This window comes from Thermodesulfovibrio yellowstonii DSM 11347, from assembly GCF_000020985.1.
Lineage (GTDB): Bacteria > Nitrospirota > Thermodesulfovibrionia > Thermodesulfovibrionales > Thermodesulfovibrionaceae > Thermodesulfovibrio > Thermodesulfovibrio yellowstonii.
In genome coordinates this window covers 667,147-689,378 of sequence record NC_011296.1, presented here as the reverse complement: position 1 = coordinate 689,378, position 22,232 = coordinate 667,147, and the positions used below count along the sequence as shown (strand labels likewise).

The 22,232-nt window shown below is 33.2% G+C and carries 25 protein-coding genes; 11 read left to right on the top strand and 14 right to left on the bottom strand.

Translation table 11 applies throughout. The annotated features are described in order from the left end of the window. Positions 1 to 4 precede the first annotated feature (4 nt). Positions 5 to 2,077 (top strand): ATP-dependent DNA helicase RecG, encoded by a 2,073-nt coding sequence (gene recG, locus THEYE_RS03460; protein ID WP_012545417.1) that lies wholly within the window; start codon positions 5 to 7, stop codon positions 2,075 to 2,077. On the opposite strand, the gene THEYE_RS03455 is transcribed toward recG, so the two are convergent. Next, on the bottom strand, positions 2,074 to 2,832 hold the full coding sequence (locus THEYE_RS03455; protein ID WP_012546596.1) for a GGDEF domain-containing protein: 759 nt from the start codon (positions 2,830 to 2,832) through the stop codon (positions 2,074 to 2,076). The two genes, recG and THEYE_RS03455, sit on opposite strands and share 4 nt — an antisense overlap. A gap of 173 nt (positions 2,833 to 3,005) precedes the next feature. On the opposite strand from THEYE_RS03455, the gene THEYE_RS03450 reads away from it, so the two are divergent. Next, a complete protein-coding gene (locus THEYE_RS03450; protein WP_012546129.1) occupies positions 3,006 to 4,022 on the top strand; it encodes a zinc-dependent alcohol dehydrogenase family protein in 1,017 nt (338 codons plus the stop codon). Between the two features lies 1 nt (position 4,023). Further along, positions 4,024 to 4,656, top strand: a complete 633-nt coding sequence (nth, locus tag THEYE_RS03445) for an endonuclease III (protein WP_012546206.1) — start codon at positions 4,024 to 4,026, stop codon at positions 4,654 to 4,656. Here nth and fdhD read toward each other — a convergent pair. Beyond that, positions 4,653 to 5,414 carry a formate dehydrogenase accessory sulfurtransferase FdhD gene (fdhD, locus tag THEYE_RS03440; protein ID WP_012546799.1) on the bottom strand — a complete coding sequence of 254 codons (762 nt, stop codon included), beginning with the start codon at positions 5,412 to 5,414 and terminating at the stop codon, positions 4,653 to 4,655. The genes nth and fdhD overlap by 4 nt on opposite strands. An 89-nt stretch (positions 5,415 to 5,503) precedes the next feature. Here fdhD and THEYE_RS03435 point away from each other — a divergent pair, with 89 nt between their 5' ends. The 7 genes from THEYE_RS03435 (at position 5,504) to THEYE_RS03405 (ending at position 10,616) form a co-directional block, all read left to right on the top strand. Next, a complete protein-coding gene (locus THEYE_RS03435) occupies positions 5,504 to 5,824 on the top strand; it encodes a HesB/IscA family protein (RefSeq protein WP_012545650.1) in 321 nt (106 codons plus the stop codon). A gap of 3 nt (positions 5,825 to 5,827) precedes the next feature. Then, on the top strand, positions 5,828 to 6,796 hold the full coding sequence (gene hemB / locus THEYE_RS03430; RefSeq protein WP_012546067.1) for a porphobilinogen synthase: 969 nt from the start codon (positions 5,828 to 5,830) through the stop codon (positions 6,794 to 6,796). Between the two features lie 5 nt (positions 6,797 to 6,801). After that, positions 6,802 to 7,095 carry a nucleotidyltransferase family protein gene (locus tag THEYE_RS03425; protein ID WP_012545396.1) on the top strand — a complete coding sequence of 98 codons (294 nt, stop codon included), beginning with the start codon at positions 6,802 to 6,804 and terminating at the stop codon, positions 7,093 to 7,095. Beyond that, a complete protein-coding gene (locus THEYE_RS03420) occupies positions 7,092 to 7,424 on the top strand; it encodes a HepT-like ribonuclease domain-containing protein (RefSeq protein WP_012545111.1) in 333 nt (110 codons plus the stop codon). Before THEYE_RS03425 ends, THEYE_RS03420 begins: the two co-directional genes overlap by 4 nt. 10 nt (positions 7,425 to 7,434) lie before the next feature. Then, positions 7,435 to 9,450, top strand: a complete 2,016-nt coding sequence (uvrB, locus tag THEYE_RS03415; RefSeq protein WP_012545956.1) for an excinuclease ABC subunit UvrB — start codon at positions 7,435 to 7,437, stop codon at positions 9,448 to 9,450. 41 nt (positions 9,451 to 9,491) lie between these two features. Then, positions 9,492 to 10,262, top strand: coding sequence for an NAD-dependent deacylase (locus THEYE_RS03410; RefSeq protein ID WP_012545809.1), 771 nt, complete (start codon positions 9,492 to 9,494; stop codon positions 10,260 to 10,262). Between the two features lie 108 nt (positions 10,263 to 10,370). Beyond that, a complete protein-coding gene (locus THEYE_RS03405; RefSeq protein ID WP_012546710.1) occupies positions 10,371 to 10,616 on the top strand; it encodes a hypothetical protein in 246 nt (81 codons plus the stop codon). Positions 10,617 to 10,727: 111 nt separating this feature from the next. Here THEYE_RS03405 and THEYE_RS03400 read toward each other — a convergent pair whose 3' ends face one another. Genes THEYE_RS03400 through THEYE_RS03385 form a run of 4 tightly spaced genes read right to left on the bottom strand, consistent with a single transcriptional unit; the run spans position 10,728 to position 12,851 of the window. Next, positions 10,728 to 11,384 carry a formate dehydrogenase subunit gamma gene (locus THEYE_RS03400; RefSeq protein WP_012546324.1) on the bottom strand — a complete coding sequence of 219 codons (657 nt, stop codon included), beginning with the start codon at positions 11,382 to 11,384 and terminating at the stop codon, positions 10,728 to 10,730. Further along, on the bottom strand, positions 11,374 to 12,351 hold the full coding sequence (locus tag THEYE_RS03395) for a 4Fe-4S dicluster domain-containing protein (RefSeq protein WP_012545259.1): 978 nt from the start codon (positions 12,349 to 12,351) through the stop codon (positions 11,374 to 11,376). Before THEYE_RS03395 ends, THEYE_RS03400 begins: the two co-directional genes overlap by 11 nt. 40 nt (positions 12,352 to 12,391) lie before the next feature. After that, entirely contained in the window at positions 12,392 to 12,574 is a 183-nt protein-coding gene (locus THEYE_RS03390) for an FmdB family zinc ribbon protein (RefSeq protein WP_012545552.1), read from the bottom strand. 13 nt (positions 12,575 to 12,587) lie between these two features. Next, on the bottom strand, positions 12,588 to 12,851 hold the full coding sequence (locus THEYE_RS03385) for a metal-sensitive transcriptional regulator (RefSeq protein WP_012546461.1): 264 nt from the start codon (positions 12,849 to 12,851) through the stop codon (positions 12,588 to 12,590). A 120-nt stretch (positions 12,852 to 12,971) separates the two neighbouring features. Between THEYE_RS03385 and THEYE_RS03380 the strand changes: the two genes are divergently transcribed. Further along, positions 12,972 to 13,880, top strand: coding sequence for a selenium metabolism-associated LysR family transcriptional regulator (locus tag THEYE_RS03380; RefSeq protein ID WP_012545844.1), 909 nt, complete (start codon positions 12,972 to 12,974; stop codon positions 13,878 to 13,880). Here THEYE_RS03380 and pyk read toward each other — a convergent pair. From pyk to THEYE_RS03340, 8 genes are read right to left on the bottom strand one after another with little or no spacing between them, the layout of a single operon-like run. Beyond that, positions 13,875 to 15,293 (bottom strand): pyruvate kinase, encoded by a 1,419-nt coding sequence (pyk, locus tag THEYE_RS03375; RefSeq protein WP_012546708.1) that lies wholly within the window; start codon positions 15,291 to 15,293, stop codon positions 13,875 to 13,877. The genes THEYE_RS03380 and pyk overlap by 6 nt on opposite strands. Positions 15,294 to 15,304: 11 nt before the next feature. Then, entirely contained in the window at positions 15,305 to 16,882 is a 1,578-nt protein-coding gene (gene nadB / locus THEYE_RS03370) for an L-aspartate oxidase (protein WP_012545397.1), read from the bottom strand. A gap of 1 nt (position 16,883) precedes the next feature. Beyond that, complete coding sequence (gene pilB, locus THEYE_RS03365; RefSeq protein ID WP_012546013.1) at positions 16,884 to 18,590, bottom strand: type IV-A pilus assembly ATPase PilB; 1,707 nt, start codon at positions 18,588 to 18,590, stop codon at positions 16,884 to 16,886. Then, positions 18,591 to 19,478 carry a methylenetetrahydrofolate reductase gene (locus tag THEYE_RS03360; protein WP_012545211.1) on the bottom strand — a complete coding sequence of 296 codons (888 nt, stop codon included), beginning with the start codon at positions 19,476 to 19,478 and terminating at the stop codon, positions 18,591 to 18,593. It abuts the gene before it with no gap. 2 nt (positions 19,479 to 19,480) lie between these two features. Further along, on the bottom strand, positions 19,481 to 20,128 hold the full coding sequence (locus tag THEYE_RS03355) for a methylenetetrahydrofolate reductase C-terminal domain-containing protein (protein ID WP_012546331.1): 648 nt from the start codon (positions 20,126 to 20,128) through the stop codon (positions 19,481 to 19,483). Further along, positions 20,125 to 20,985, bottom strand: a complete 861-nt coding sequence (gene folD, locus THEYE_RS03350) for a bifunctional methylenetetrahydrofolate dehydrogenase/methenyltetrahydrofolate cyclohydrolase FolD (protein WP_012545120.1) — start codon at positions 20,983 to 20,985, stop codon at positions 20,125 to 20,127. The genes THEYE_RS03355 and folD overlap by 4 nt, the downstream gene beginning before the upstream one ends. Further along, positions 20,986 to 21,552, bottom strand: a complete 567-nt coding sequence (gene folE, locus THEYE_RS03345; RefSeq protein WP_012545785.1) for a GTP cyclohydrolase I FolE — start codon at positions 21,550 to 21,552, stop codon at positions 20,986 to 20,988. Next, positions 21,545 to 22,096 (bottom strand): 5-formyltetrahydrofolate cyclo-ligase, encoded by a 552-nt coding sequence (locus THEYE_RS03340; protein ID WP_012546541.1) that lies wholly within the window; start codon positions 22,094 to 22,096, stop codon positions 21,545 to 21,547. The genes folE and THEYE_RS03340 overlap by 8 nt, the downstream gene beginning before the upstream one ends. Positions 22,097 to 22,232 lie beyond the last annotated feature (136 nt).

Genomic DNA, 22,232 nt, shown 5'->3' with positions numbered 1-22,232 from the left:
ATAAATGAATGTTCAAGGCTTAAACCTTCCCATCCAGTATTTAAAAGGTGTAGGTCCTAAAAAAGCTAACCTTCTTAAAAAAATAGGTATAGAAACAGTTAAAGAAGCCTTATACTATCTACCTTCTCAATATGAAGACAGAAGAAATAAAAAAAGCATTTTTGAGATAAAACCTGGAGAAATCATAACTGCAGAAGGCTCTGTAGTTCAGATTAATGAAATAAGAACAAAAACAAATCTATCTATAATTGAAGCAATAATTTCAGATGGAACAGGTTTCCTAAAAGCAAAATGGTTTAATCAAAATTATCTAAAAAAAATTTTGAAAGAAAAAAAGAAACTAAAACTTTTTGGAAAAGTTCAGATTGATTATAGAGGAAATTATTTAGAAATTCTCAATCCAGAATATGAATTAGTAGAACAAACTTTAAATTCTCAAACCCAAGAAATTGTCCCCATATACAGACTTACTGAAGGTTTATCACAGAAACAGATGCAATCAATAATGCAGACTGCTGTAGAATTTGCTATTCCGCATATAGAAGAGCACTTACCTGAAAATCTGATAAACAAATTAAAGCTTCCAACTCTCAAAGAAGCTATTAAATTTGTGCATCTGCCTCCTAACAATGCGGATATCAAACTTTTAAATGAAAAAACTTCTGATTTTCATAAAAGAATAATTTTTGATGAATTATTTTTTCTTCAACTCGGCATTCTTCTAATAAAACAAAATAGAATCTGCGAAAAAGGTATTTCTTTCAACCCAGAAGGCGACTTGCTAAAAAAATTCCTTGAAAATCTTCCTTTTAAACTAACATCAGCACAACAAAAGGTAATAAATGAAATTTTAGAGGATATGAAAAAACCGATTCCTATGAATAGACTACTTCAAGGAGATGTAGGTTCTGGAAAAACAGTTGTTGCTGTGGCAGCAATGCTTGCTGCTATAGAGTGTGGATATCAAGCAGCTTTGATGGCACCAACAGAAATACTTGCAGAACAACACTATCTGAATATCTCTTCACTGCTTAAAGGACTGCCTATCAATACTTTAATTTACACATCATCCTATAATAAACATTCTAATCTCATATGTTCTGGTGCTGTAAATCTCATTATTGGCACTCATGCATTAATACAAGAAGATATTCATTTTAAAAATTTAGGTATTGTTGTCATAGATGAACAACATAGATTTGGAGTAATTCAAAGAGCAATGCTAAAAAAGAAAGGACTGAATCCAGATACCCTTGTAATGACAGCAACTCCAATTCCAAGAACAATGGCACTTACAGTTTATGGAGACCTTGATTACTCAATACTTGATGAACTTCCTGCTGGAAGAAAACCAATTTTAACAAAAGTCATTGAACCTGAAAATAAAAAAATCATTTATAAAATGATTGCTGAAGAAGTTAGCTCTGGAGGACAGGTCTATGTTGTATATCCTTTAATAGAAGAATCTGAGGCAATGGATTTAAAATCAGCAACTCAAGGATACGAAGGTTTAAAAAAACTCTTCCCTCAATACAAAGTTGCGCTAATACATGGAAAAATGTCAGCTAAACAGCGAGAAGAAATAATGAAAGAGTTTCGTAATGGTGATATTCATATACTTGTTGCAACCACAGTTATTGAAGTTGGTGTAGATGTTCCTAATGCTACTTTAATGATAATTATACATGCAGAAAGATTCGGACTTGCCCAGTTGCATCAACTAAGAGGAAGAGTGGGGAGAGGTCTAAGACCTTCAAAATGCATATTATTGCCTTATAAATTAACAGAAGAAGCTAAATTAAGACTTAGAGCAATTGTAAACTACTCTGATGGTTTTAAAATAGCAGAAGAAGATATGAAAATAAGAGGACCGGGTGAACTTTTTGGAGTTAAACAATCAGGAATGCCTGATCTGAAAGTTGCTGATTTAATTAAAGATCAGTCTCTTCTTGAAATTGCAAGAAATGAAGCAGAACAACTTTTACAGGAAGATAAAAATTTAAGTCTACATCCTAAAACAAGAGCTTCTTTGGAGAATTTCTGGAAAGGCAAGACAGAGATATTCATGACCGCCTAATCCATGGTATTTATATACTTTGGAGCTATTTCAATCCTATTCTTACCATCTCTTTTTGCTTTAAGAAGAGCTAAGTCAGCTCTCTGTATAGCATCTGTTGAGCTATCATTTATATCCACCTCTGTTATACCAATACTTACAGTTATATTAAGCTTCCCATTTCCTATTTTAACTGGTCTTCTTGCTATGTTTTCTCTAACCCTTTCAAGTGCCATAAATGCTTTTATTTCATCTGTTTCAGGTAGTATTATCAAAAATTCTTCGCCTCCATATCTTGAAACTACATCACTTGCTCTTAAAAGATTTTTAATCTGTAAAGCAATATGGTTTAAAACCCTGTCTCCTGCTAAATGTCCGTAATTATCATTTATAGATTTAAAATTATCTATATCAAGCATTGCTACTGACAAATGCTGCTTATGTCTCTTTGATCTTGCCATTTCTTCCATTAACCTATTTATTCCAGTTGTTCTATTATAAACCGATGTCAATTCATCAAAATATAACTGAGTTTCAACTTTTTCAAAAGAATAATGTATTATTTTCTCCATTTTTCTTTTCATAATTTTTGCGCTCAATAAATTTACTGTTAATGAACTTATTCCTGCTAAAGAAATAGCTAAAATAAATTCCTTTTTCTCATAACCCCCGATTATGAAAATAAAAGACAAAATCAGCATTAAAACACCGATGTTAAAAGCAAGAAATTTATTAATATCTTTTGTTATACTGATTATCAATATCTTGGGGTTCATAAGATTCCTCCTTACTTTTAATTTTCAAAACAAATAAACAAAATCCATGCCACAATAAAAATTACCTTAAATCTTTATTTGAACAGTGTTGCCTGTCAAAAAAACAGGCATTTTTTACCCTGAGGGTCAAAAATGCCAACACAGTTATTGAACGCATGGTATATAATATCTTTATGAAAGCATGGGTCATTGCCAAAATAAATGAGCCATTGAGACTTTTGGAAATGGATATTCCTTTCCCAGATTATAAAGAAATATTAATCAAAATTCATGCTTGCGGAGTCTGTCATACAGAGTTGGACGAAATAGAAGGTAGAGCAATGCCGGCATTTTTTCCTGTTATTCCAGGGCATCAGATTGTAGGAGAGGTTGTAAAAGTCGGAAGTGCTGTAAAGAAATTTAAAGTTGGAGATAGAGCAGGTGTAGGCTGGATTTATTCAGCCTGTGGTAAATGTGAGTATTGTTTAAAAGGGCTGGAAAATCTTTGCAAAGACTTTAAAGCAACAGGTAAAGATGCTCACGGTGGATATGCAGAGTATTTCAAAATTCATGAAGATTTTGCTTTCCCTATTCCAGAAAATTTTGCAAATGAAGAGGCGGCTCCTCTTTTCTGTGCAGGAGCAATTGGGTATAGGTCTTTGATGCTTGCAAAAGTTGAAAATAAACAAAACATTGGACTTATTGGTTTTGGCGCATCAGGGCATCTTGTCTTAAAAATGATAAAATATTTGTATCCAGATTCAAAAGTTTTTGTATTTTCAAGAACATTGTCAGAAAGACAGCTTTCTATGAAACTCGGTGCATACTGGACAGGGGATTTTGATGAAACACCACCAGAAAAATTAAATTCAGCAATTGATACTACTCCCGTGTGGAAACCGCCTATTAAAGTTCTTAAACATCTTAAACCTGCTGGAAGGCTTGTAATAAATGCGATAAGGAAAGAAGAAATTGATAAAAATGAATTCTTAAATATTGATTATCAGAAAGATTTATGGCTTGAAAAAGAAATCAAATCAGTGGCTAATGTTACAAGAAAAGATATTGAAGAATTTCTTAAAATTGCCTCACAAATACCAATAAAGCCTGAGATTGAAATATATTCTTTTGAAGATGCTAATAAAGCACTCAAAGATATAAAAGAAAGAAAAATAAAAGGCGCAAAAGTTTTAAAAATTGGAGGAGAATAAAATGGATAAAAAAGAAAAAGTTTTAGAAATAATTAAAAGGCTTGATAAAAGATATCCGAATGTAAAAACAGCACTTAATTTTAACTCTGCTCTTGATTTAGTTGTTGCAACAATACTTTCTGCACAGACTACAGATATAAATGTAAACAAAGTTACTGAAAATTTATTCAAAAAATATCAAACAGCTGATGATTATGCAAATGTTTCTCTAACAGAACTTGAAAATGATATAAAAAGCATAAATTTCTATAAAAACAAAGCAAAATACATAAAGAATCTTGCAAAGAAATTAATTGAAGAATTTAATGGACAGGTACCTAAAACAATGAATGAATTAGTTACACTCCCAGGTGTTGGAAGAAAAACAGCAAATATTGTGTTATGGAATGTTTTTGGAATAAATGAAGGAATCGCAGTTGATACCCATGTAAAAAGAATATCAAAACTACTTGGCTTAACAGAAAATACAGATCCCGATAAAATTGAACAAGATTTGATGGAAATAACTCCTCGTAAGTATTGGGGAAAACTCTCTCATCTTCTTATAATGCTTGGAAGAGAAATCTGCAAAGCTAAAGCACCAAATCATAAAATCTGTCCATTAAGTGATATCTGTCCGAGTAGTACAACTTAGAAAACTATTCTTTCTGGATGACTGTATATATTAAATCTTTGCCCTCTCAGAAAGCCAATTAGGGTTAACCCTGCTTTTTCTGCAAATTCAATTGCAAGAGACGTAGGCGCTGTTCTGCTTACTATTAAAGGAATCTTCCACTTCGCTGTTTTTAATGCCATTTCAGAGGAGATTCGTCCGCTTACAAGCATTATTTTGCCCTTAAATGAGACTCTGTTAAGCAATGTCCATCCTATTATTTTATCAACTGCATTGTGCCTTCCCACATCTTCTGCTATGAATAAAATTTCATTTTCATCTGCTATCGCTGCTGCATGAATACATCCTGTAGTTCTATATAGAATTGATTTTTCCTGAAAATGTCTGAAAAGATTAAACAAAGCAGATGCGTTAATTTTTAAATGGTCATTGATTGTTTCTTTTACATCATTAAGAAAACTTACTGCTGCCATACAACCTGATGTAATTGTTTTACCATCAAGACAAACATGACCTTCAAGTTCAACTACAACTTTAATCTGTTTCTCATTTTCTTCAATCATTATTTTCTCAGGACACCAATCTCCTTTTAGAATCCCCTCTGTCATAAGGAAACCAACAACAAGTTCTCTAATTTGACAAGGAGAAGCAGACAGGGATACAATCTCTTCATTATTTACATAGACTTTTATTTTTTTCTCAACAGCTATTATATCATCAACTTCAGTGATATCATTTTGTTTAACTCTAACTATTTTTTTGTTTTCAAGTGATTGCATAGTTGTATTTTATCCAATTAATTTTTTTCTTGCAAATTATTAAAAAAAACTGCTATTCTGAAGTTAGAAAAAATTTTTAGGAGGTAGCTGTGTTTAGTATCAGTGAAAAAGCAGCCGAAAAGGCAAAATTAATCCTCAAAAACGAGGGAAAAGAAGGTTGGGGCTTAAGAATATTCTCAGCTGAAGGATATTGTAGTCCATCATTTGGCCTTGATATTGATGAAAATCCTCAGGAAGGAGATGAAGTAGTAGAAAAAGATGGATTAAAGGTTTATATGGATAAACAGACCTTTGATCTCTTAAGCGAGCTTGAGCTTGATTACTATGAGGATGAAGAGCAGGAAGGATTCATACTTAAAGGACCAATGCCTTCTTGCGGACCTGGTTGTGGAGGTTCCTGCGGCGTATAAGCGATGTTTCCAATTCATCGCCCAAGAAGATTAAGAAGAACAGATATCCTGAGAAAAATGGTGAGGGAAACCACCCTCACTCCTCAGGATTTTATTTATCCAATGTTTGTTGTACCTGGGAAGAAGGTTAAAAATCCCATATCTTCAATGCCTGAATGTTTTCAGGAAAGCATAGATGAGGCAGTAAAAACAGCAAAAGAAGTATTTTCACTTGGAATACCTGCAATAATTCTCTTTGGAATACCTGAACATAAAGACGAAAAAGCCTCCTCTGCCTATGATGAAAAAGGAGTTGTTCAGCAAGCTATAAAAGCTATAAAAGATGCTTTGCCAGACTTAATTGTGGTGACAGATGTCTGTCTCTGTGAATACACTTCTCATGGTCATTGTGGAATTATAAAAAATGGGAAAATAGATAATGATTCAACCCTTGAAATTTTAGCTCTTGAAGCTCTCTCTCATGCAAGAGCAGGTGCTGATATTGTTGCTCCCTCAGATATGATGGATGGAAGAATAGGAAGAATTCGCAAAGTTCTTGATGAAGAGGGATTCTCTGATGTAATAATTCTATCTTATGCAGCAAAATATGCATCTTCCTTTTATGGTCCTTTCAGAGAGGCTGCGCAATCCACTCCAGCTTTTGGTGACAGACGCAGTTATCAGATGGACCCTGCAAATCGTAGAGAAGCATTGAAAGAAGTTGCTCTTGATATAGAGGAAGGAGCAGATATTGTCATGGTTAAGCCAGCTCTGGCATATCTTGACATAATCTCTGATGTAAAGAAAAACTTTAATGTTCCTGTTGCAGCCTATAATGTAAGTGGTGAATATTCAATGGTAAAAGCCGCAGCTCAGCTTGGCTGGCTTAATGAAGAAGCAGTTATGATGGAAATCCTTACAGCAATAAAAAGAGCAGGAGCAGATATAATTCTTACATATTTTGCAAAAAAAGCAGCAAAATTACTTCAGTAAATAAAATGAAATCATTAGATGATATTAAATCAACCATAGCTAAACACAAAAAAGAAATTGTACTTAGATTTAATATAAATAAAATCGCTATTTTTGGTTCATGGGCAAAAGGAATAGCGAATAAAAAAAGTGATATTGATATTTTAGTAGATTTTGATCAAACTCCTGATATTTTTTTACTTATTGATTTAGAGGAGTATTTGCAAAAAATTCTAAAAAGAAAAATTGATCTTGTCAGGCTTTCAGCGATAAGAGAAGAAATAAAGAAAAAAGTTATGAAAGAAGCTATATTTTTATGAGAAAAGAAAATGAATTATTTATTCGGGATATCCTCACTGCTATAAATCTCATAGAAAATTTTATTCAAGATATTGATTTTAAAAGATTTATTGAAGATGAAAAAACAAAAAGTGCAATTTTATGGCAAATTCATATCATAGGAGAATCTACTAAAAAATTATCTAAGGATTTAACAGAAAACTCAAAAGAAATTCCTTGGAAATATATGGCAAAGATGAGGGATAAGATTGCACATTTTTACTTTGGCATAGATTATGAAATTGTCTGGGATGTTATTAAAAACAAACTACCAATTATCAAACCATTAATAGAAGGTCTGTTAAAGTAAAAAATCAACAATGGGAAATTTTAAAATTTACACCTCCTTTAAACCAAAGGGAGATCAGCCAAAAGCAATAAAGCAACTTGTTGAAGGAATTAAAAAAGGTTATAAACATCAGGTTTTGCTTGGTGTTACTGGTTCAGGGAAAACTTTTACTATTGCCAATGTAATTGAAAAGGTAAATAAGCCTACACTTGTCATTGCCCACAATAAAACCCTCGCTGCTCAACTTTATGGAGAATTAAAGGAACTTTTTCCCTATAATGCAGTGGAATATTATGTTAGTTACTATGACTACTACCAACCCGAAGCCTATATTCCTGAAACAGACACTTATATTGAAAAGGATGCCTTAATTAATGATGATATTGATAGAATGAGGCATTCTGCAACTTTATCTGTACTTACAAGACAAGATGTAATAGTGGTTGCTTCTGTCTCCTGCATTTATGGAATTGGCTCTCCCGATGACTATATGTCAATGCATGTAACACTTGAGGAAGGAATGAAAACAGAAAGAGATGCTATGCTAAAAAAGCTTGTTGAAATACTTTATATAAGAGCAGAAGAGGAATTTAGAAGGGGCGCTTTTAGGGTTAGAGGAGATGTGGTTGATATATTCGCATCACACTGCCTTGACAAAGCTTACAGGGTTGAGTTTTTTGATGATGAGATTGATGCTATTTATGAAATTGACCCTCTTACAGGAAGCAGGCAAAAAAGGCTACAAAGAATATTTATTCCACCAAATAGCCACTGGGTAACTCCTGAACCAAGACTTAAAAAAGCTCTTGAGACTATAGAAGAGGAACTGCAAGAGAGAATTAAATATTTCAAAGAAAGAGGTGAAGAGCTTTTTGCAGAACGAATTGAAAAGAGGACCCGTTTTGACATGGAGCTTTTGAGTCAGTTCGGACACTGCCACGGAATAGAAAACTACTCAAGGCACCTTAGCGGCAGACTTCCTGGAGAACCTCCCTTTACATTGATTGATTATATTTACGCTGGACCATCAAAGGGAGACTTTCTTACAGTTATTGATGAAAGCCATGTTACTGTGCCTCAGATTGGAGGAATGTATGAAGGAGACCGTTCCCGTAAGCAGACACTTGTAGAATATGGATTTAGGCTTCCCTCTGCTCTTGATAACAGACCTCTTACATTTAAAGAGTTTGAACATAGAATGAATTACGTAATTTATGTATCCGCAACACCAGGAGACTATGAGATTGAAAAATCAGGGGGAAGGATTGTTGAACAGATTATCAGACCAACTGGACTTGTTGACCCTAAGATTGAGGTTCGTCCTGCTACAAATCAGGTTGAAGACCTACTTGAAGAAATTCATAAAAGGGTAAGCAGAGGTGAAAGAGTTTTAGTAACCACAATCACAAAAAAAATGGCTGAAGACCTGACTGATTACTACACAACTGTTGGCATAAAAGCCAAGTATCTCCATTCAGATATTGACACTCTTGAAAGAGTTGAAATACTAAAGGATTTAAGGCTTGGAAAGTTTGATGTGCTTATAGGAGTTAATCTTCTTAGAGAAGGACTTGACCTTCCTGAAGTATCCTTAGTTGCCATATTTGATGCTGACAAAGAAGGTTTTCTTCGCTCTGAAAGGTCATTAATTCAAACAGCAGGCAGAGCATCCAGAAATATAAATGGAACTGTTATATTTTATGCTGATACAGTAACAGATTCAATGAAAAAAGCAATTGAAGAAACTGAAAGAAGACGTGAAATTCAGATGAAGTATAACAAAAAGAACGGAATATCTCCAGAAACCGTAAAAAGCAAAATAAAAGACATTTTATCATCAATCTATGAAAAAGATTATGTAACAGTAGATGTAGTTAAAGAAGAAGCAGAAGAATATGAACTAAATGAAGAAACAATTAAAAAACTTGAACAGGAAATGAAGCACGCAGCAGAGAATCTTGAATTTGAAAAAGCAGCAGAGATACGAGATAAGATATTCAAAATAAAAGAAAAAATGTTAAAACTCGGAATGAAACTTACAGTTTAAAAGCTTGACAGAAAATTTTCTTTCTGATATTTTCAAAAAACATGGACATTTCTTACCACGAAAAAATTAGTAAAACCTATGAACTCATAAAAAAATCAACATACTCTGTTGCCTTTACTGGCGCAGGAATTTCTACAGAATCTGGAATACCTGATTTTCGCAGTCCGAATGGTTTATGGCAAAGATTTAGAATCGTAACTTATCAGGAATTTATCATTGATAGAAAAGCAAGAAATGAATTTTGGAAAATGAAAAGAGAACTGATTCAGGAAATTATCAATGCAAAACCAAATAATGCTCATAATGCGCTCGCAGAGCTTGAAAAAAGAGGGCTTCTCAAATATGTAATAACTCAGAATATTGACGGACTTCATCAGATGGCTGGTAATAAAAGTGTTATTGAACTTCACGGAAATCAGAGAGGATATATATGCCTTGATTGCGAAAAAGTTTATCCTCTTGAGGAAGTTCTGAAAATGCTCAAAGAACAGGAACTTGATTTAAGATGCGAAGTTTGTGGAGGTATTATAAAACCAACAATTGTATTTTTCGGAGAACCTATGCCTGAAAAAGAACTCCTTATGGCTCAACAAATTGCAAATAAATGTGATATCATGTTTGTTATCGGCACATCTCTTCAGGTTGAACCCGCAGCCTCAATTCCAAGAATTGCTTACCAAAATGGTGCGAAACTTATTTTCATCAACAAAGTCCAGACAGAGTGGGACTGGATCGCAGAAATTATATTTTATGACAGTGCTGGAAAAGTTTTGAAAGATATCTTGGATGTAATAAAATCAGAAAAATTTTAATGGCAAGTCTGTTTTTAGTGATAATTATCATCTGATTTTTATTAAAAATTTTTTAAATTGGAAAAAAATTTTTTTATTTATATTGCCAATTTTGGTATATAATAGCTTATGGAAAAAACAAAAATATATGAAATTGAAGAAAAATGCACAATAAGACAAAAGTTTGGTAAATGTCTAATTCCTTTCAGATTAGCTCTTTTTTGCATGGATTGTTTTGCTATTCATATTCAAGATAAATGTCCAAATTGTCTTTCTAATAATTCAGTAAGACTAATAGAGTTATTTTTATCAGAACCTGACCCCTCTGATGAAAGAATCAGAGAGGTTATTAGAAAGAAATTCCTTGAACTTTAAATCTCTTGGAAATTAAAGAATTTTTAGCTTTTAAACAAATTTTGTTAAAAACTCTGTTAATCTTTCTGAAAAGCTACGATAAATACGGAAAAATTTATTGTTTGCCTAAAATTAGTGCATCTTAATTTTTTTATACCATATTGAATGTCTTTGTTTTACATATTCTTCATCAACCCATCCTGTGAACATACTTTTTAGCAGTGGCCAGTTTGATTTAAATAAAATAACTGTTGCAACATGAACAAAAAATGCAATTATAAATAAAAAACCTGTTAGAGTATGAACCAATGTATTAATTGATTCTAACCCTGGAGAAAGCACAATCCATTCAAGATTTTTAAGAACTTTTATAATACCTGTAACTGTCAAAATCAAAACTATCAAGCCAATTCCAACATAAGCAATTCTTTGCTCGGGCAGATATTTGTCTGATGGAGGTTCTTTACCAATTCCAATCATTGCTAATAGCACTTTAATGCTTTGAGACAAATCACCCTTTTTAGGCAAGAGAGCGAAATCTTTTCTTAATCCATGATAAAAAACATGAAAAATTACACCTGCTACAAACACTATTGAAGCAATATAATGAATCAATGTGACATTATAAAAATCACCAGTCCATGCAAATCCAGGCAAATCAGTTATATAATATCTCTTGTAAAGAGGAAGGCAACCAAGCCCAGTAAAAAGTAAAATTATTCCAGACAAGGCTATACTCCAGTGTTCAATAATTTCAATTATGCTATGTCTTTTTATTTTATTTCTCATTGGTTTCATCCTCCTTTTTAGTTTTTCTGGAAGAAAGAGCTCCTATAAAAGCTGCAGCCATTGAAATAAATCCTGAAGCTAAAACCAATTTTCCAATTGGATTGAATTTTGATTCTATTTTATTTTCAACCTTTACAGGCATTTGAAATTTTTCTTTTTTTGCTTTTAAAACTTTTTCTATTGCTTCAAAAGGAATTTTTGAAATATAAAGCGTTGATGTTCCTCCATTTTGTTTATCTCCATAAATATAAAGTCCTTCTTCTTGAGCTTTTCTGTATGCAAGTTCATAAATAGCTTTTCTTTCACCAAAACTGAAAACCGCATTTTCTTTAAGTCGGTCTCTACATGCTGTAACGCAGGCAGGCTCCTCGCCTTTTCTGATTTTATCTTTACAAAGGTCACATTTATACATAACCCCACCTCCAGCATACTTAGGAAGAATTTGTAAATATATACCAACACCTGCTTGTCTCTGAGGAATATGCCATGGACAGACATCTCTACATTTAGCACCACCAAAGCAGATTTTATCATTTATCACAGAATTACCCTCAGGCTGCTTGGTTAAAGCACCAAAGGGACATTCTCTCACACATGGAGGATTATCGCAATGCATACACCTTCTTGGAATATTAATCTCTTGCCCATCAACATTGAGTTTTTGAACAAAAATCCAGTTATAGGGAGTCAAGGTATCAATTTTATTTTTTTTGTCTGACCAGTCTTCATAGGTTTTTCTTGGCCAATAAGGCTGAATAGGCTTTTTGGGTTCTGGGAATCTATCTTTATTGTATTCTCTACATGCTTTTACACATCTTGGGATAGGCTCATCTTTACAACCATCGCATTTAGTAAGGTCAATTAATGTCGCATACTTACCTTCAACTGCCTCTGCATTATTTCCCAATAACAAAGATGCGCCTATAGCTGATGATAATGCTAAAAATCCTCTTCTTGAAATCTCCATTTTTCTTCCTCCCTCAGCAAACTGCTGATTATCTTATTCTTCAACCACCTGTATGAACATAAGGACTGCATGTCGTAGCATTGCTCGTAAATAGAGAAATTAATCTTTCAGTTTCACTACTTCCACAATCAGGACATTTTTCAGACTTATCTCTTTCACTTACAGGTTTTAAAACTTGAAAAGTTGTTTTACATCTTTTACATTTATACTCATATAAAGGCATAGACAACACCTCCTTACATAGAAGATATATAGGTTTTTATAACTTTTTCTACTTCCTTTTCAAGATTTTCAACAGAATCTGCTTTACGCATTAAACAGTCATTAAGATAATACATCACAATCAAAAAACCAGCACTCTTTAATGCTCCATTAATTGAAGCAAACTGGGTTATAATCTCTTCACAGGCTCGCCCACTTTCTATCATCCTTTGAAGTCCCCTAATCTGCCCTTCAATTCTTCTGAATCTTTGAATAAGCTTTGTCTTATCTTTTTCCATTATACCTAACCCCCCTATTATTTTATTTTTATAATAAAATAGAGTATATAATCATTGTCAAGCATCAAGGTATATTTTGTCTTGCCTATTAATTTTTTTTATGCTAAAATAAACTTGCTCATGGAAGATCACAAATTAAAAGTATTCTGTACAGTAGCTGAAACAAAAAGTTTTTCTAAAACTTCAGAAATTATTCATCTTACGCAGCCTGCAGTGAGTCTTCAAATTCAGGCACTGGAAGAATTATATGAAACCAAACTATTTGACCGTTCCTCAGGCAGTATTACGCTAACCCCAGCAGGTGAGATACTCTACAAATATGCTAAACAAATTCTAACAATGTATGCTGAAGCAGCAAAAGAAATAAGTAAAATAACAGGATTAATAAAAGGATGTGTAAAAATCGGAGCAGGAACAACTGTTGGTAACTATATTCTGCCTGCTGTAGCTGTTGATTTCAAAAAAAGACACCCCAAAATTAGAGTAAGCGTTTCTATAGGTAATGCAAAAAAAATTCTTGAAATGCTTAATTCAAGCATGATAGATTTTGGAATTATTTCTGAAATGCCTGGAAAAAGCAAATTTATCGTGGACTCCATTATATCAGATGAGCTATGCGTGATTTGCTCTGCGGATCATCCTCTTAATAATCAAAAGTCTGTTTCATTGTATGATGTTGTGAAAGAACCATTTGTAATAAGAGAGGAAGGTTCAAGCACAAGAGTTATAATTGAAAAATTTTTAGCAGAACACGGACTTAGCGTTTCTGATTTACATATATCACTTATTCTTGGAAGTACTGGCTCCATTAAAGAAGCAGTTGAAAGAGGCATTGGACTTTCTATAGTATCCAAGTGGGCTATTCGTAAAGAAGTATCATGTGGAAATTTAAGAATTCTTAAGCTTAAAGAAGGTAAGATAACAAGAGATTTTTATATTATTTTACCGAAGAATACAATTCTTTCTCCTGCCGTTGAAGAGTTTATAACGTATCTTAAAAATTATCCTTATTCAGATTTGATTTTATAAAGGATCACCAACCTTATGAAGTCTTACCACATTTCTGTTTCCTAAAAAAGGCGAACTCGCTACAAATACAACTGCATCACCATCTTTAACAAGATTTAATTTTTTCAGTTCTGTTTCAGTTTCTTTTAAAAATAAATTGTCTATCATATCAATTTTTTTAGATATGTGCATAGGGATAACAGCCCATAAAAGTGAGAGTCTTCTGTATACCTTTTCATCAGGAGTAAATGCTACTACAGGCATAAAAGGTCTCAGTTTAGAAATAAGCAATGCTGAAAATCCTGAGTAAGTAAAAACAACAATAGCTTTTGCTTCTATATCCTGAGCTACTCTAACAGCTCCCGAGGCAATAGCTTCAGGAAAATATTTACTAACTTTAAATGCAGTAGCAATTTTATCTGAAAAACTTTCTTCTGTAAAACTTATAATTGAACTCATTGTTTTAACTGATTCAACAGGATATTTTCCGCTGGCTGTCTCTGCAGAAAGCATAAGCGCATCTGTTCCGTCAAGAACCGCATTTGCAACATCACTTGCTTCTGCTCTGGTTGGTCTTGAATGTTCTGTCATTGATTCAAGCATCTGTGTTGCTGTTATAACAATCTTTTTCCTTTGATTTGCAATATCTATAAGCATCTTTTGATAAAAGGGAACTTCTTCAGCAGGAAGTTCAACGCCAAGATCTCCTCTGGCTACCATTATTCCATCAGTGACATCAAGAATTTCATGAATTTTTTTGAGCGCCTCTCTTTTTTCTATCTTAGCAATTACAGGAGGTAGAACAATATTTTTTTCATTTGCCCATTCTTTAATTAATTCAATATCATCTGCATTTCTTACAAAGGATACAGCAACATAGTCCACATCCATTTTAATTCCGAAAAGAAGATCAGATTTATCTTTTTCTGTAAAAGAACTTATAGAAGTTCTTGTAAATGGAAGATTTATACCTTTTCTGGATTTAAGAATCCCTCCTTCTATGACTTGTCCAATTAATCTATCTTGAAGTTTATCAATTACTTTAATTTTCAAAATTCCATCATCTATTAGAATATCTTCTCCAGGCTCTACATCTTCTATCAGGGATGGATAAGAAATAAAGATTCTATTTGTGTTTGAAACTTCGTTACCAGAATAAATTTCTACTATCATTCCATCATTTAAGTGAATTTCTTCATTTTCCACATCACTTATTCTAATTTTAACTCCCTGAAGGTCTTGTAAGATAGCTATTGATTTTTTAATGTTTTTTGCTTCTTCTCGGATTGTTTTTATAATATTTTCAAACCATTCATAATTACCATGTGAAAAATTGAGTCTTGCTACATCCATTCCGCTTTCTATCATCCTGCGAATTATTTCTCTGTTTTCGGAAGAAGGACCTATTGTACAGACAATCTTGGCTTTTTTCATCTATCCTCCATTTAAAATACCTCAAACCCTGTTTCTGTTTTCCTGATTCTCAAATGTTTTTCCCATCCAGGTAACTTTTCTTTATAATCAGTTCTATAATGTGCTCCAACACTGTTTTTCCTTGCTAAAGCAGCCTCTGTAATTAATAATCCAACTGTAGTCATATTTTTAAGTTCTATAGCCAGCGGATCAATGAAAAATCTTTCAGTCACTTTTTCATAAATTGAAGTAATTTTAGTTCTGGCTATACCAAGAGATTCACCACATCTTATTACCCCTGCTTTTTCCCACATTGTCTGTCTTAATTCTTCTCTCATTTTGTTTATTTCAGAATATTCTATATACTGCTTGTCAGGTTCAAGGGTAGAAACATGGAATAATGTATTATCAAACTGACTTCCTTCAACATACTCAATTGCTCCATGAGCTGCTCTATATCCATAAACAAGTCCTTCAAGTAGGCTATTACTTGCAAGCCTATTTGCTCCATGAACTCCTGTGCAGGCTACCTCACCTGCAGCAAATAATCCTTCAATATTTGTTTTCCCATTAATATCTGTTTCAACTCCTCCCATTATAAAATGGGCTGCTGGAGAAACAGGAATCGGCTGCTTTGTTATATCAAAATTGAACCTCAAACATGTTGAATATATTGTGGGAAATCTATTTTTTAAAAAATTTTCATCAAGATGTGTCATATCAAGATACACATGTGTTGAATTGGTTTTTACCATTTCAGATATTATAGACCTTGAAACAACATCTCTCGGCGCAAGCTCTCCGAGCGGATGATAATTTTTCATAAATTCTTCTCCGTGAATATTTTTCAAACGAGCTCCTTCACCACGCATTGCTTCACTTAAGAGAAAAGCCGGGATGCCAGGTGCATAAAGTGCTGTAGGATGAAATTGAACAAACTCCATATCTTTTAAATAGACACCCATCCTAAAAGCCATTGCCATTCCATCTCCTGTGCATACTTTTGGATTGGTTGTTCGTGAATAAATCTGTCCAGCCCCGCCTGTTGCCAGAATAGTTGCCTTTGAAAAACATTTTATAATCTCTTTTCCTTTTAAAAGGAATGCCCCAATACATTTACCTTCTTTAACTATCAAATCAACTGCCATTGTAAAGGAAGCTTTTTTAACATTTTTTAATGTAGATACTTTATTTATCAAAACTCTTTCTATCTCTCTTCCTGTTGAATCTCCATGAGCATGGAGAATTCTTTTTCTTGAATGGGCAGCCTCTAAGGTAAAGGCAAGCTTAGAGCCTTCTTTATCAAACTCAGCTCCCCAGTTAATAAGCTCTATAATTCTTTCAGGACCTTCACTTACAAGAACTTTTACAGCTTCTTCGTTACATAACCCATCTCCAGCCTTGATAGTATCTTCAAAATGAATACCTATCTCATCTTCATCACTTAAAGCAACTGCCACCCCGCCTTGAGCATATTCAGTTGAGCTTTCTGTAGGTAAATCCTTTGTTACGACAAGAACCCTACCCTTTATACCAAGTTCAATTGCTGCACGAAGTCCAGCAACACCGCTTCCAATAATAAGATAATCCGTATAAATTTTTTCAGACATATTAGTCCTCAAAAGTTATTTTCATGACTTCATCCACTGACGTAATTCCTTGTATAATTTTGTTAATTCCACTCTGTCTCAATGTTATCATTCCAAGTTTTACTGCTTCTTTTTTTATCTCTGTTGCAGGCGCACCTGTTAAGATAAGCTCTTTTATTTCCTCTTTTATAGGCATAACTTCGTATAAAGCAATTCTTCCTGAATATCCTGTATTATTACATTCAGGACAACCCTGAGGACTGTAAATTTTAATTTGTTCTGTCAAGTCTTCAGGAAAGCCAATTTTTATAAGATTTTCTTTTGAGTATTTTTCTTCTTTTTTGCAATGGGAACAGAGTTTTCTTACAAGTCTTTGAGCTATAATTAGAATTAAAGAAGAAGATATCAAAAAAGGTTCTATTCCCATATTTATAAGCCTTGTTATTGTACTTGCAGCATCATTTGTATGCAGCGTGCTCAGAACAAGGTGTCCTGTAAGTGCTGCTTTTACAGCTATTTCCGCAGTTTCAAAATCTCTTATTTCTCCAACCATTATAATATCAGGGTCTTGTCTGAGGAATGCTCTTAGAGCAGAAGCAAAAGTAAGTCCTATATCTTCCTTTACCTGAACCTGATTAATTCCCGGAAAGCTGTATTCAACAGGATCTTCAACAGTCATTATATTAACACCAGGTTTGTTTAGTTTCATCAAAGCTGAATAAAGGGTTGTTGTTTTCCCAGAACCTGTAGGACCTGTAACAAGTATCATTCCATATGGTTTTGCAAGGGCTTCACTAAAAAATTTCAATGAGATTTCTTCAAATCCTAATTTTGTTAAATCAAGTTGCAAAGAACTTTTTTCAAGAACTCTTAAAACAACTTTTTCTCCATAAATAATGGGAAGAGTTGATACTCTGAAGTCAACCTCTTTACCAGAAATTTTTAACTTGATTCTTCCATCCTGCGGTAGTCTTCTTTCTGAGATGTCAAGATGAGCCATTATTTTGAACCTTGTAATTAAAGAACTTTTTATCTGAAGCGGAAGATTTAAACTGTTGTGAAGAACCCCGTCTATTCTATATCTCACATTAACTCCTTTTTCATAAGGTTCAATGTGAATATCACTTGCTCTCATTTTTAAAGCATCTATAATTATCTTATTAGCCAGTTTTATAATGGGAGCTTCTACTTTGACACTATCTTCTTTTGCCTCAATATACTCTGAAGGAACAGCATCAACAAGAGCGCTCTCTACAAGCTCTGCAACGGTTTCTGTTGTTTGAGTATTGTTTCCAATTGATATAAACTTATCTATTACTTTTAGAATTTCAGAGTCTTTTGTAAGATATATTTTTAGATTAAATCCTGTTAATAAAAATTTTATATAGTCAACGACTGTATTTAAGGGTTCACATATCGCTACTTTTATAGTATTGCCTGTTTTAGCAAATGGAACAATTTTATATTTTTTTATAACCTCTTCTGGGATTAATTTAAAAGCATTTATATCAATTTCTGTTTGGGATAAACTAATTAATGGATAACCGTATATATCACTCAATGCATAAACAAGTTGATCTTCAGTAATATATCCTAATTTTATTAGAGCAGCACCAATTCTTATCCCTTCAGATTTTTGAAGTTTTAAAGCATTAAGGAGTTGCCCTTCTGTAATCACTCCTTTTTTGACTAAATACTGTCCTAAGGAAGTTATTCCAACAATTCCCATTTACATTCTGATTTTAAGAAAATCCAATAAGTTTTTCACTTCTTCCACCTTTGAAAATGCCATTATATGAACACCATCACAAAGCTTTCTTTCCATCAAATTTAAAATTATTGAGCCTGCAAAATCAACTCCAAATTTTTCAACATCTTCATCATTTAATCTTTCTATCTTGTCTATTAACCAGCTTGGCATAACAACACCAGGCACTTTGCTGGCAAGATAGTGTAACATTTTTTTAGTTCTTATAAGAACTATACCAGCAATAACTTTTGTATTAAATTTTTTTGAGTAATCTATAAATCTTTCAAGTTTTTCAATCTCAAAGATCATCTGGGTTTGAAAAAATTCTGCTCCCATTTTGAGTTTCTGTTCAAATCTTTTTAGTTGGGGCATTAACGGTTCTGCATTAGGATTTACTACAGCACCACAAAAAAACTCAGTCTTTCCATTCAGTTTGTTTCCATTTATATCCAATCCACTGTTGAGATTACCCACCAATTTAACAAGTATAGAAGAGTCTATATCATATACAGGTTTTGCTTCCCTATGGTCTCCCCATACAGGATGGTCTCCTGTCATAACTAAAAGATTTCTTATACCAAGAGCATGAGCGCCTAAAAGGTCTGATTGTATTGCAAGTCTATTTCTGTCCCTACAAGCCATCTGAAGCACAGGTTCAAAACCTATATCCATTGAAAGCTTACAGGCTGCCAGAGAACATAAACGCATTCTTGCTGAAGGATTGTCAGTGAAATTTACCGCATCAACCATTGTTTTTAGTTCTTCCAACTTTTTTACCATTCCCGTTATATCAGGTCCTTTTGGTGGAGTAATCTCTACAGTAATTACAAAATCTCCACTCATTAATCTCTTTCTAAGATTGCTCAACTTTATTTCTCCTTAAATTCTCTTGGTGAATTAGACTTGGACCAATCCTTAGGTCCTAAAATCTCTTCATAGAATTTTTCAACAAATCCTCTTTTTTCCAGTATTTCATAGGCAACTATCCATGCACATTTTCTTAAGGGATTAACTTCACATTTACCTTCTTTATATCCACCGCATGGACCATTAAGCATTGATTTTGGACATAGAGTTACAATACAAACACCTGTAATCGCAAGAAAACATTCGCCACAGGCACGACATTTTTCTTCAAACTCTCTAAAGCGACGCATATTGCCGATAAAAAGAGTGTCATTTAGGGGAATAACAGGCTTTTCCTTGAAAAATTCTGTAATAGTTTGAGTTCCTGCACCACATGAAAGAACCATAATACATTGAGCTTCATTTAAGGCTTCTTTGTATTCAACGAGCTCTCTTCTTGTCCCCAGTATCTGGCAACCTGTTTTTGCAATCATCCATCCGGTTACTTTTTTACTCTGACTTTCAAGCCATTCTTTCAAATTCAATATAGCATCTTCATCTCCTGTGCCACATAAAGTAGCACATTCAGAACACCCAATAAGAAAAAAGCTGTTAAAATTTTCAACAAAATTTTCAATCTCTTTTAAGTCTTTCTTTTTAGTTATAATCATTTAACTACTCTCTTCTGAAGCTTGGCTGCATAAATAGCATTTTCCATTAACATAGCTATTGTCATTGGTCCAACTCCTCCTGGAACAGGTGTTATGTAAGAAGCTTTTTCTTTCACATCATCAAAATTAACATCTCCAACAACTTTACCTGAAGCTGTAACGTTTATTCCGATGTCTATAACAACTGCACCTTTTTTTATCATATTAGAGGTAATAAATTTTTCTCTTCCTATGGCAACACATAAAATATCAGCTTTTTTTGTTATATCTTGAAGATTAATGGTTTTGCTATGACACATTGTCACAGTAGCATTTCTTTTCAAAAGCAGTAAAGAAAGAGGTTTGCCAACAATAATACTCCTTCCTATAACAACCGCTTGTTTACCTTCTAAGTTGATTTTATACTCATCAAGCATACGAATAATACCTTTTGGAGTACAGGGTATAAACAATGGACTATCAATTAGGAGTCTTCCAAGACAAAATGGAGTAAAACCATCAACATCTTTGAAAGGATTTATCCTTTCTAAAACCTTATTTTGATTTAAATGTTTGGGTAGAGGAAGCTGTATAAGAATACCATTAACCTGAGAATTTTCATTTAATTCATCAATGAGTTTTATTAAACTCGTTTCTTCTGTATTTTCAGGAAGTTTGAAAACCAAACTCTGAATATCTAATTCCTTACAGGTTTTTTCTTTAAAGGATACATATTTTTGACTGGATTTATTTTCACCAACAAGCACAACAGCCAGACATGGATTAATTCCTTGATTCTTTAAATCCTGAACTTCTTTTTTTAATTCTTCCTTAATTTTTAAAGCAAGGCTTTTACCATCAAGAATTTCTGCACTCATTTATTTATCCCTTCTATTAATTAGTTCCAGTGCTTCCTGTCTTGTTGTCTGACTTTTTCTGAATATGCCTCTAACAGCTGAAGTAATTGTTTTAGCGTCCGGTTTTTTTATGCCTCTCATACTCATACACAGGTGTTCTGCTTCAATAACAACCATACATCCCTTAGGCTTTAACTTTTCCATTAACAAATTAGCCAATTGGCTTGTCAATCTTTCCTGAACCTGAGGTCTTTTGGAAAGATAATCAAGAGCCTTAGGAAGCTCACTTAGCCCCACAATTCTTCCGTCAGGAATATAGGCAATATGAGCATTCCCGAAGAATGGCAAAAGATGATGTTCACAAACAGAATAAAAGGGAATATCTTTTATTAAAACCATTTCATCATGGGTTTCTCCTTCAATGCTTTTTAGTAAATCCTCGTCTGGTGGGAGTAATCCTCTAAAAATCTCTTCAAACATTCTGGCAATACGAATAGGCGTATCTTTAATTCCAGGTCTTTCAACATCCTCTCCTATACCCTCTAAAATTAATCTTACTCCTTCCTCAATCTTTTTTCTGTCAAACACAGCTTATCATCCTTTCATCAGTAATTATTAAATCAAGCCTTTTATCATGAGGCTCTATAGGAATTTCATCTATTATTTGCTCTTCATAAGCTAATCCTACAGCTACGCCTTTTTTATTTTCAAGAACTCTATCGTAATAACCGCCTCCATAGCCAATTCTGAAACATTTATAGTCAAAAGCAATGCCTGGAACAGCTATAACATCTATTTCCTCAATGAAAGCTTTTAATCCATTTTTTGGTTCAAGAATAGATTTATATCCAGGAAACAGTTCTTCCTTATCTTTTACCCAATAAAGCTCTAACTGAGTGCCCATTACCTTTGGAAAGGCTGTTTTTATTGAATTTTCAAGACAAAACTGGAAAATTCTCCAAGTATCTACCTCACTTCCAAAAGATGCATAAAGCAGAACTGATTTAATATTGTTTTTTAAAAGCAAACCAATAAAAGTCTCAGTTATCTTTTCATCCTTCTGATTTTTTACTTCTTTTTTTATATTGTTTCTTATTTGAAGCATTTTCTCCCTTATATTTTTTTTATTCATAAAAAACATTTTTCTTATGTAGTCTGAGACTGTTCAAAAACTTGTAATTTATAAAAAGCAGTAAATTACATCTACTTTTCAATTATTTCTAAAGGACTACCAGCATAAAAATCAACATTTCAAATTATACCATTAA

Bases quoted from the DNA above. Each gene is read 5' to 3' on its own strand.
- recG (WP_012545417.1), top strand. From the start codon at position 5: ATGAATGTTCAAGGCTTAAACCTTCCCATCCAGTATTTAAAAGGTGTA.
- THEYE_RS03455 (WP_012546596.1), bottom strand. From the start codon at position 2,832: ATGAACCCCAAGATATTGATAATCAGTATAACAAAAGATATTAATAAA.
- THEYE_RS03450 (WP_012546129.1), top strand. From the start codon at position 3,006: ATGAAAGCATGGGTCATTGCCAAAATAAATGAGCCATTGAGACTTTTG.
- nth (WP_012546206.1), top strand. From the start codon at position 4,024: ATGGATAAAAAAGAAAAAGTTTTAGAAATAATTAAAAGGCTTGATAAA.
- fdhD (WP_012546799.1), bottom strand. From the start codon at position 5,414: ATGCAATCACTTGAAAACAAAAAAATAGTTAGAGTTAAACAAAATGAT.
- hemB (WP_012546067.1), top strand. From the start codon at position 5,828: ATGTTTCCAATTCATCGCCCAAGAAGATTAAGAAGAACAGATATCCTG.
- THEYE_RS03425 (WP_012545396.1), top strand. From the start codon at position 6,802: ATGAAATCATTAGATGATATTAAATCAACCATAGCTAAACACAAAAAA.
- THEYE_RS03420 (WP_012545111.1), top strand. From the start codon at position 7,092: ATGAGAAAAGAAAATGAATTATTTATTCGGGATATCCTCACTGCTATA.
- uvrB (WP_012545956.1), top strand. From the start codon at position 7,435: ATGGGAAATTTTAAAATTTACACCTCCTTTAAACCAAAGGGAGATCAG.
- THEYE_RS03410 (WP_012545809.1), top strand. From the start codon at position 9,492: ATGGACATTTCTTACCACGAAAAAATTAGTAAAACCTATGAACTCATA.
- THEYE_RS03405 (WP_012546710.1), top strand. From the start codon at position 10,371: ATGGAAAAAACAAAAATATATGAAATTGAAGAAAAATGCACAATAAGA.
- THEYE_RS03400 (WP_012546324.1), bottom strand. From the start codon at position 11,384: ATGAGAAATAAAATAAAAAGACATAGCATAATTGAAATTATTGAACAC.
- THEYE_RS03395 (WP_012545259.1), bottom strand. From the start codon at position 12,351: ATGGAGATTTCAAGAAGAGGATTTTTAGCATTATCATCAGCTATAGGC.
- THEYE_RS03390 (WP_012545552.1), bottom strand. From the start codon at position 12,574: ATGCCTTTATATGAGTATAAATGTAAAAGATGTAAAACAACTTTTCAA.
- THEYE_RS03385 (WP_012546461.1), bottom strand. From the start codon at position 12,851: ATGGAAAAAGATAAGACAAAGCTTATTCAAAGATTCAGAAGAATTGAA.
- THEYE_RS03380 (WP_012545844.1), top strand. From the start codon at position 12,972: ATGGAAGATCACAAATTAAAAGTATTCTGTACAGTAGCTGAAACAAAA.
- pyk (WP_012546708.1), bottom strand. From the start codon at position 15,293: ATGAAAAAAGCCAAGATTGTCTGTACAATAGGTCCTTCTTCCGAAAAC.
- nadB (WP_012545397.1), bottom strand. From the start codon at position 16,882: ATGTCTGAAAAAATTTATACGGATTATCTTATTATTGGAAGCGGTGTT.
- pilB (WP_012546013.1), bottom strand. From the start codon at position 18,590: ATGGGAATTGTTGGAATAACTTCCTTAGGACAGTATTTAGTCAAAAAA.
- THEYE_RS03355 (WP_012546331.1), bottom strand. From the start codon at position 20,128: ATGATTATAACTAAAAAGAAAGACTTAAAAGAGATTGAAAATTTTGTT.
- folD (WP_012545120.1), bottom strand. From the start codon at position 20,985: ATGAGTGCAGAAATTCTTGATGGTAAAAGCCTTGCTTTAAAAATTAAG.
- THEYE_RS03340 (WP_012546541.1), bottom strand. From the start codon at position 22,096: ATGAATAAAAAAAATATAAGGGAGAAAATGCTTCAAATAAGAAACAAT.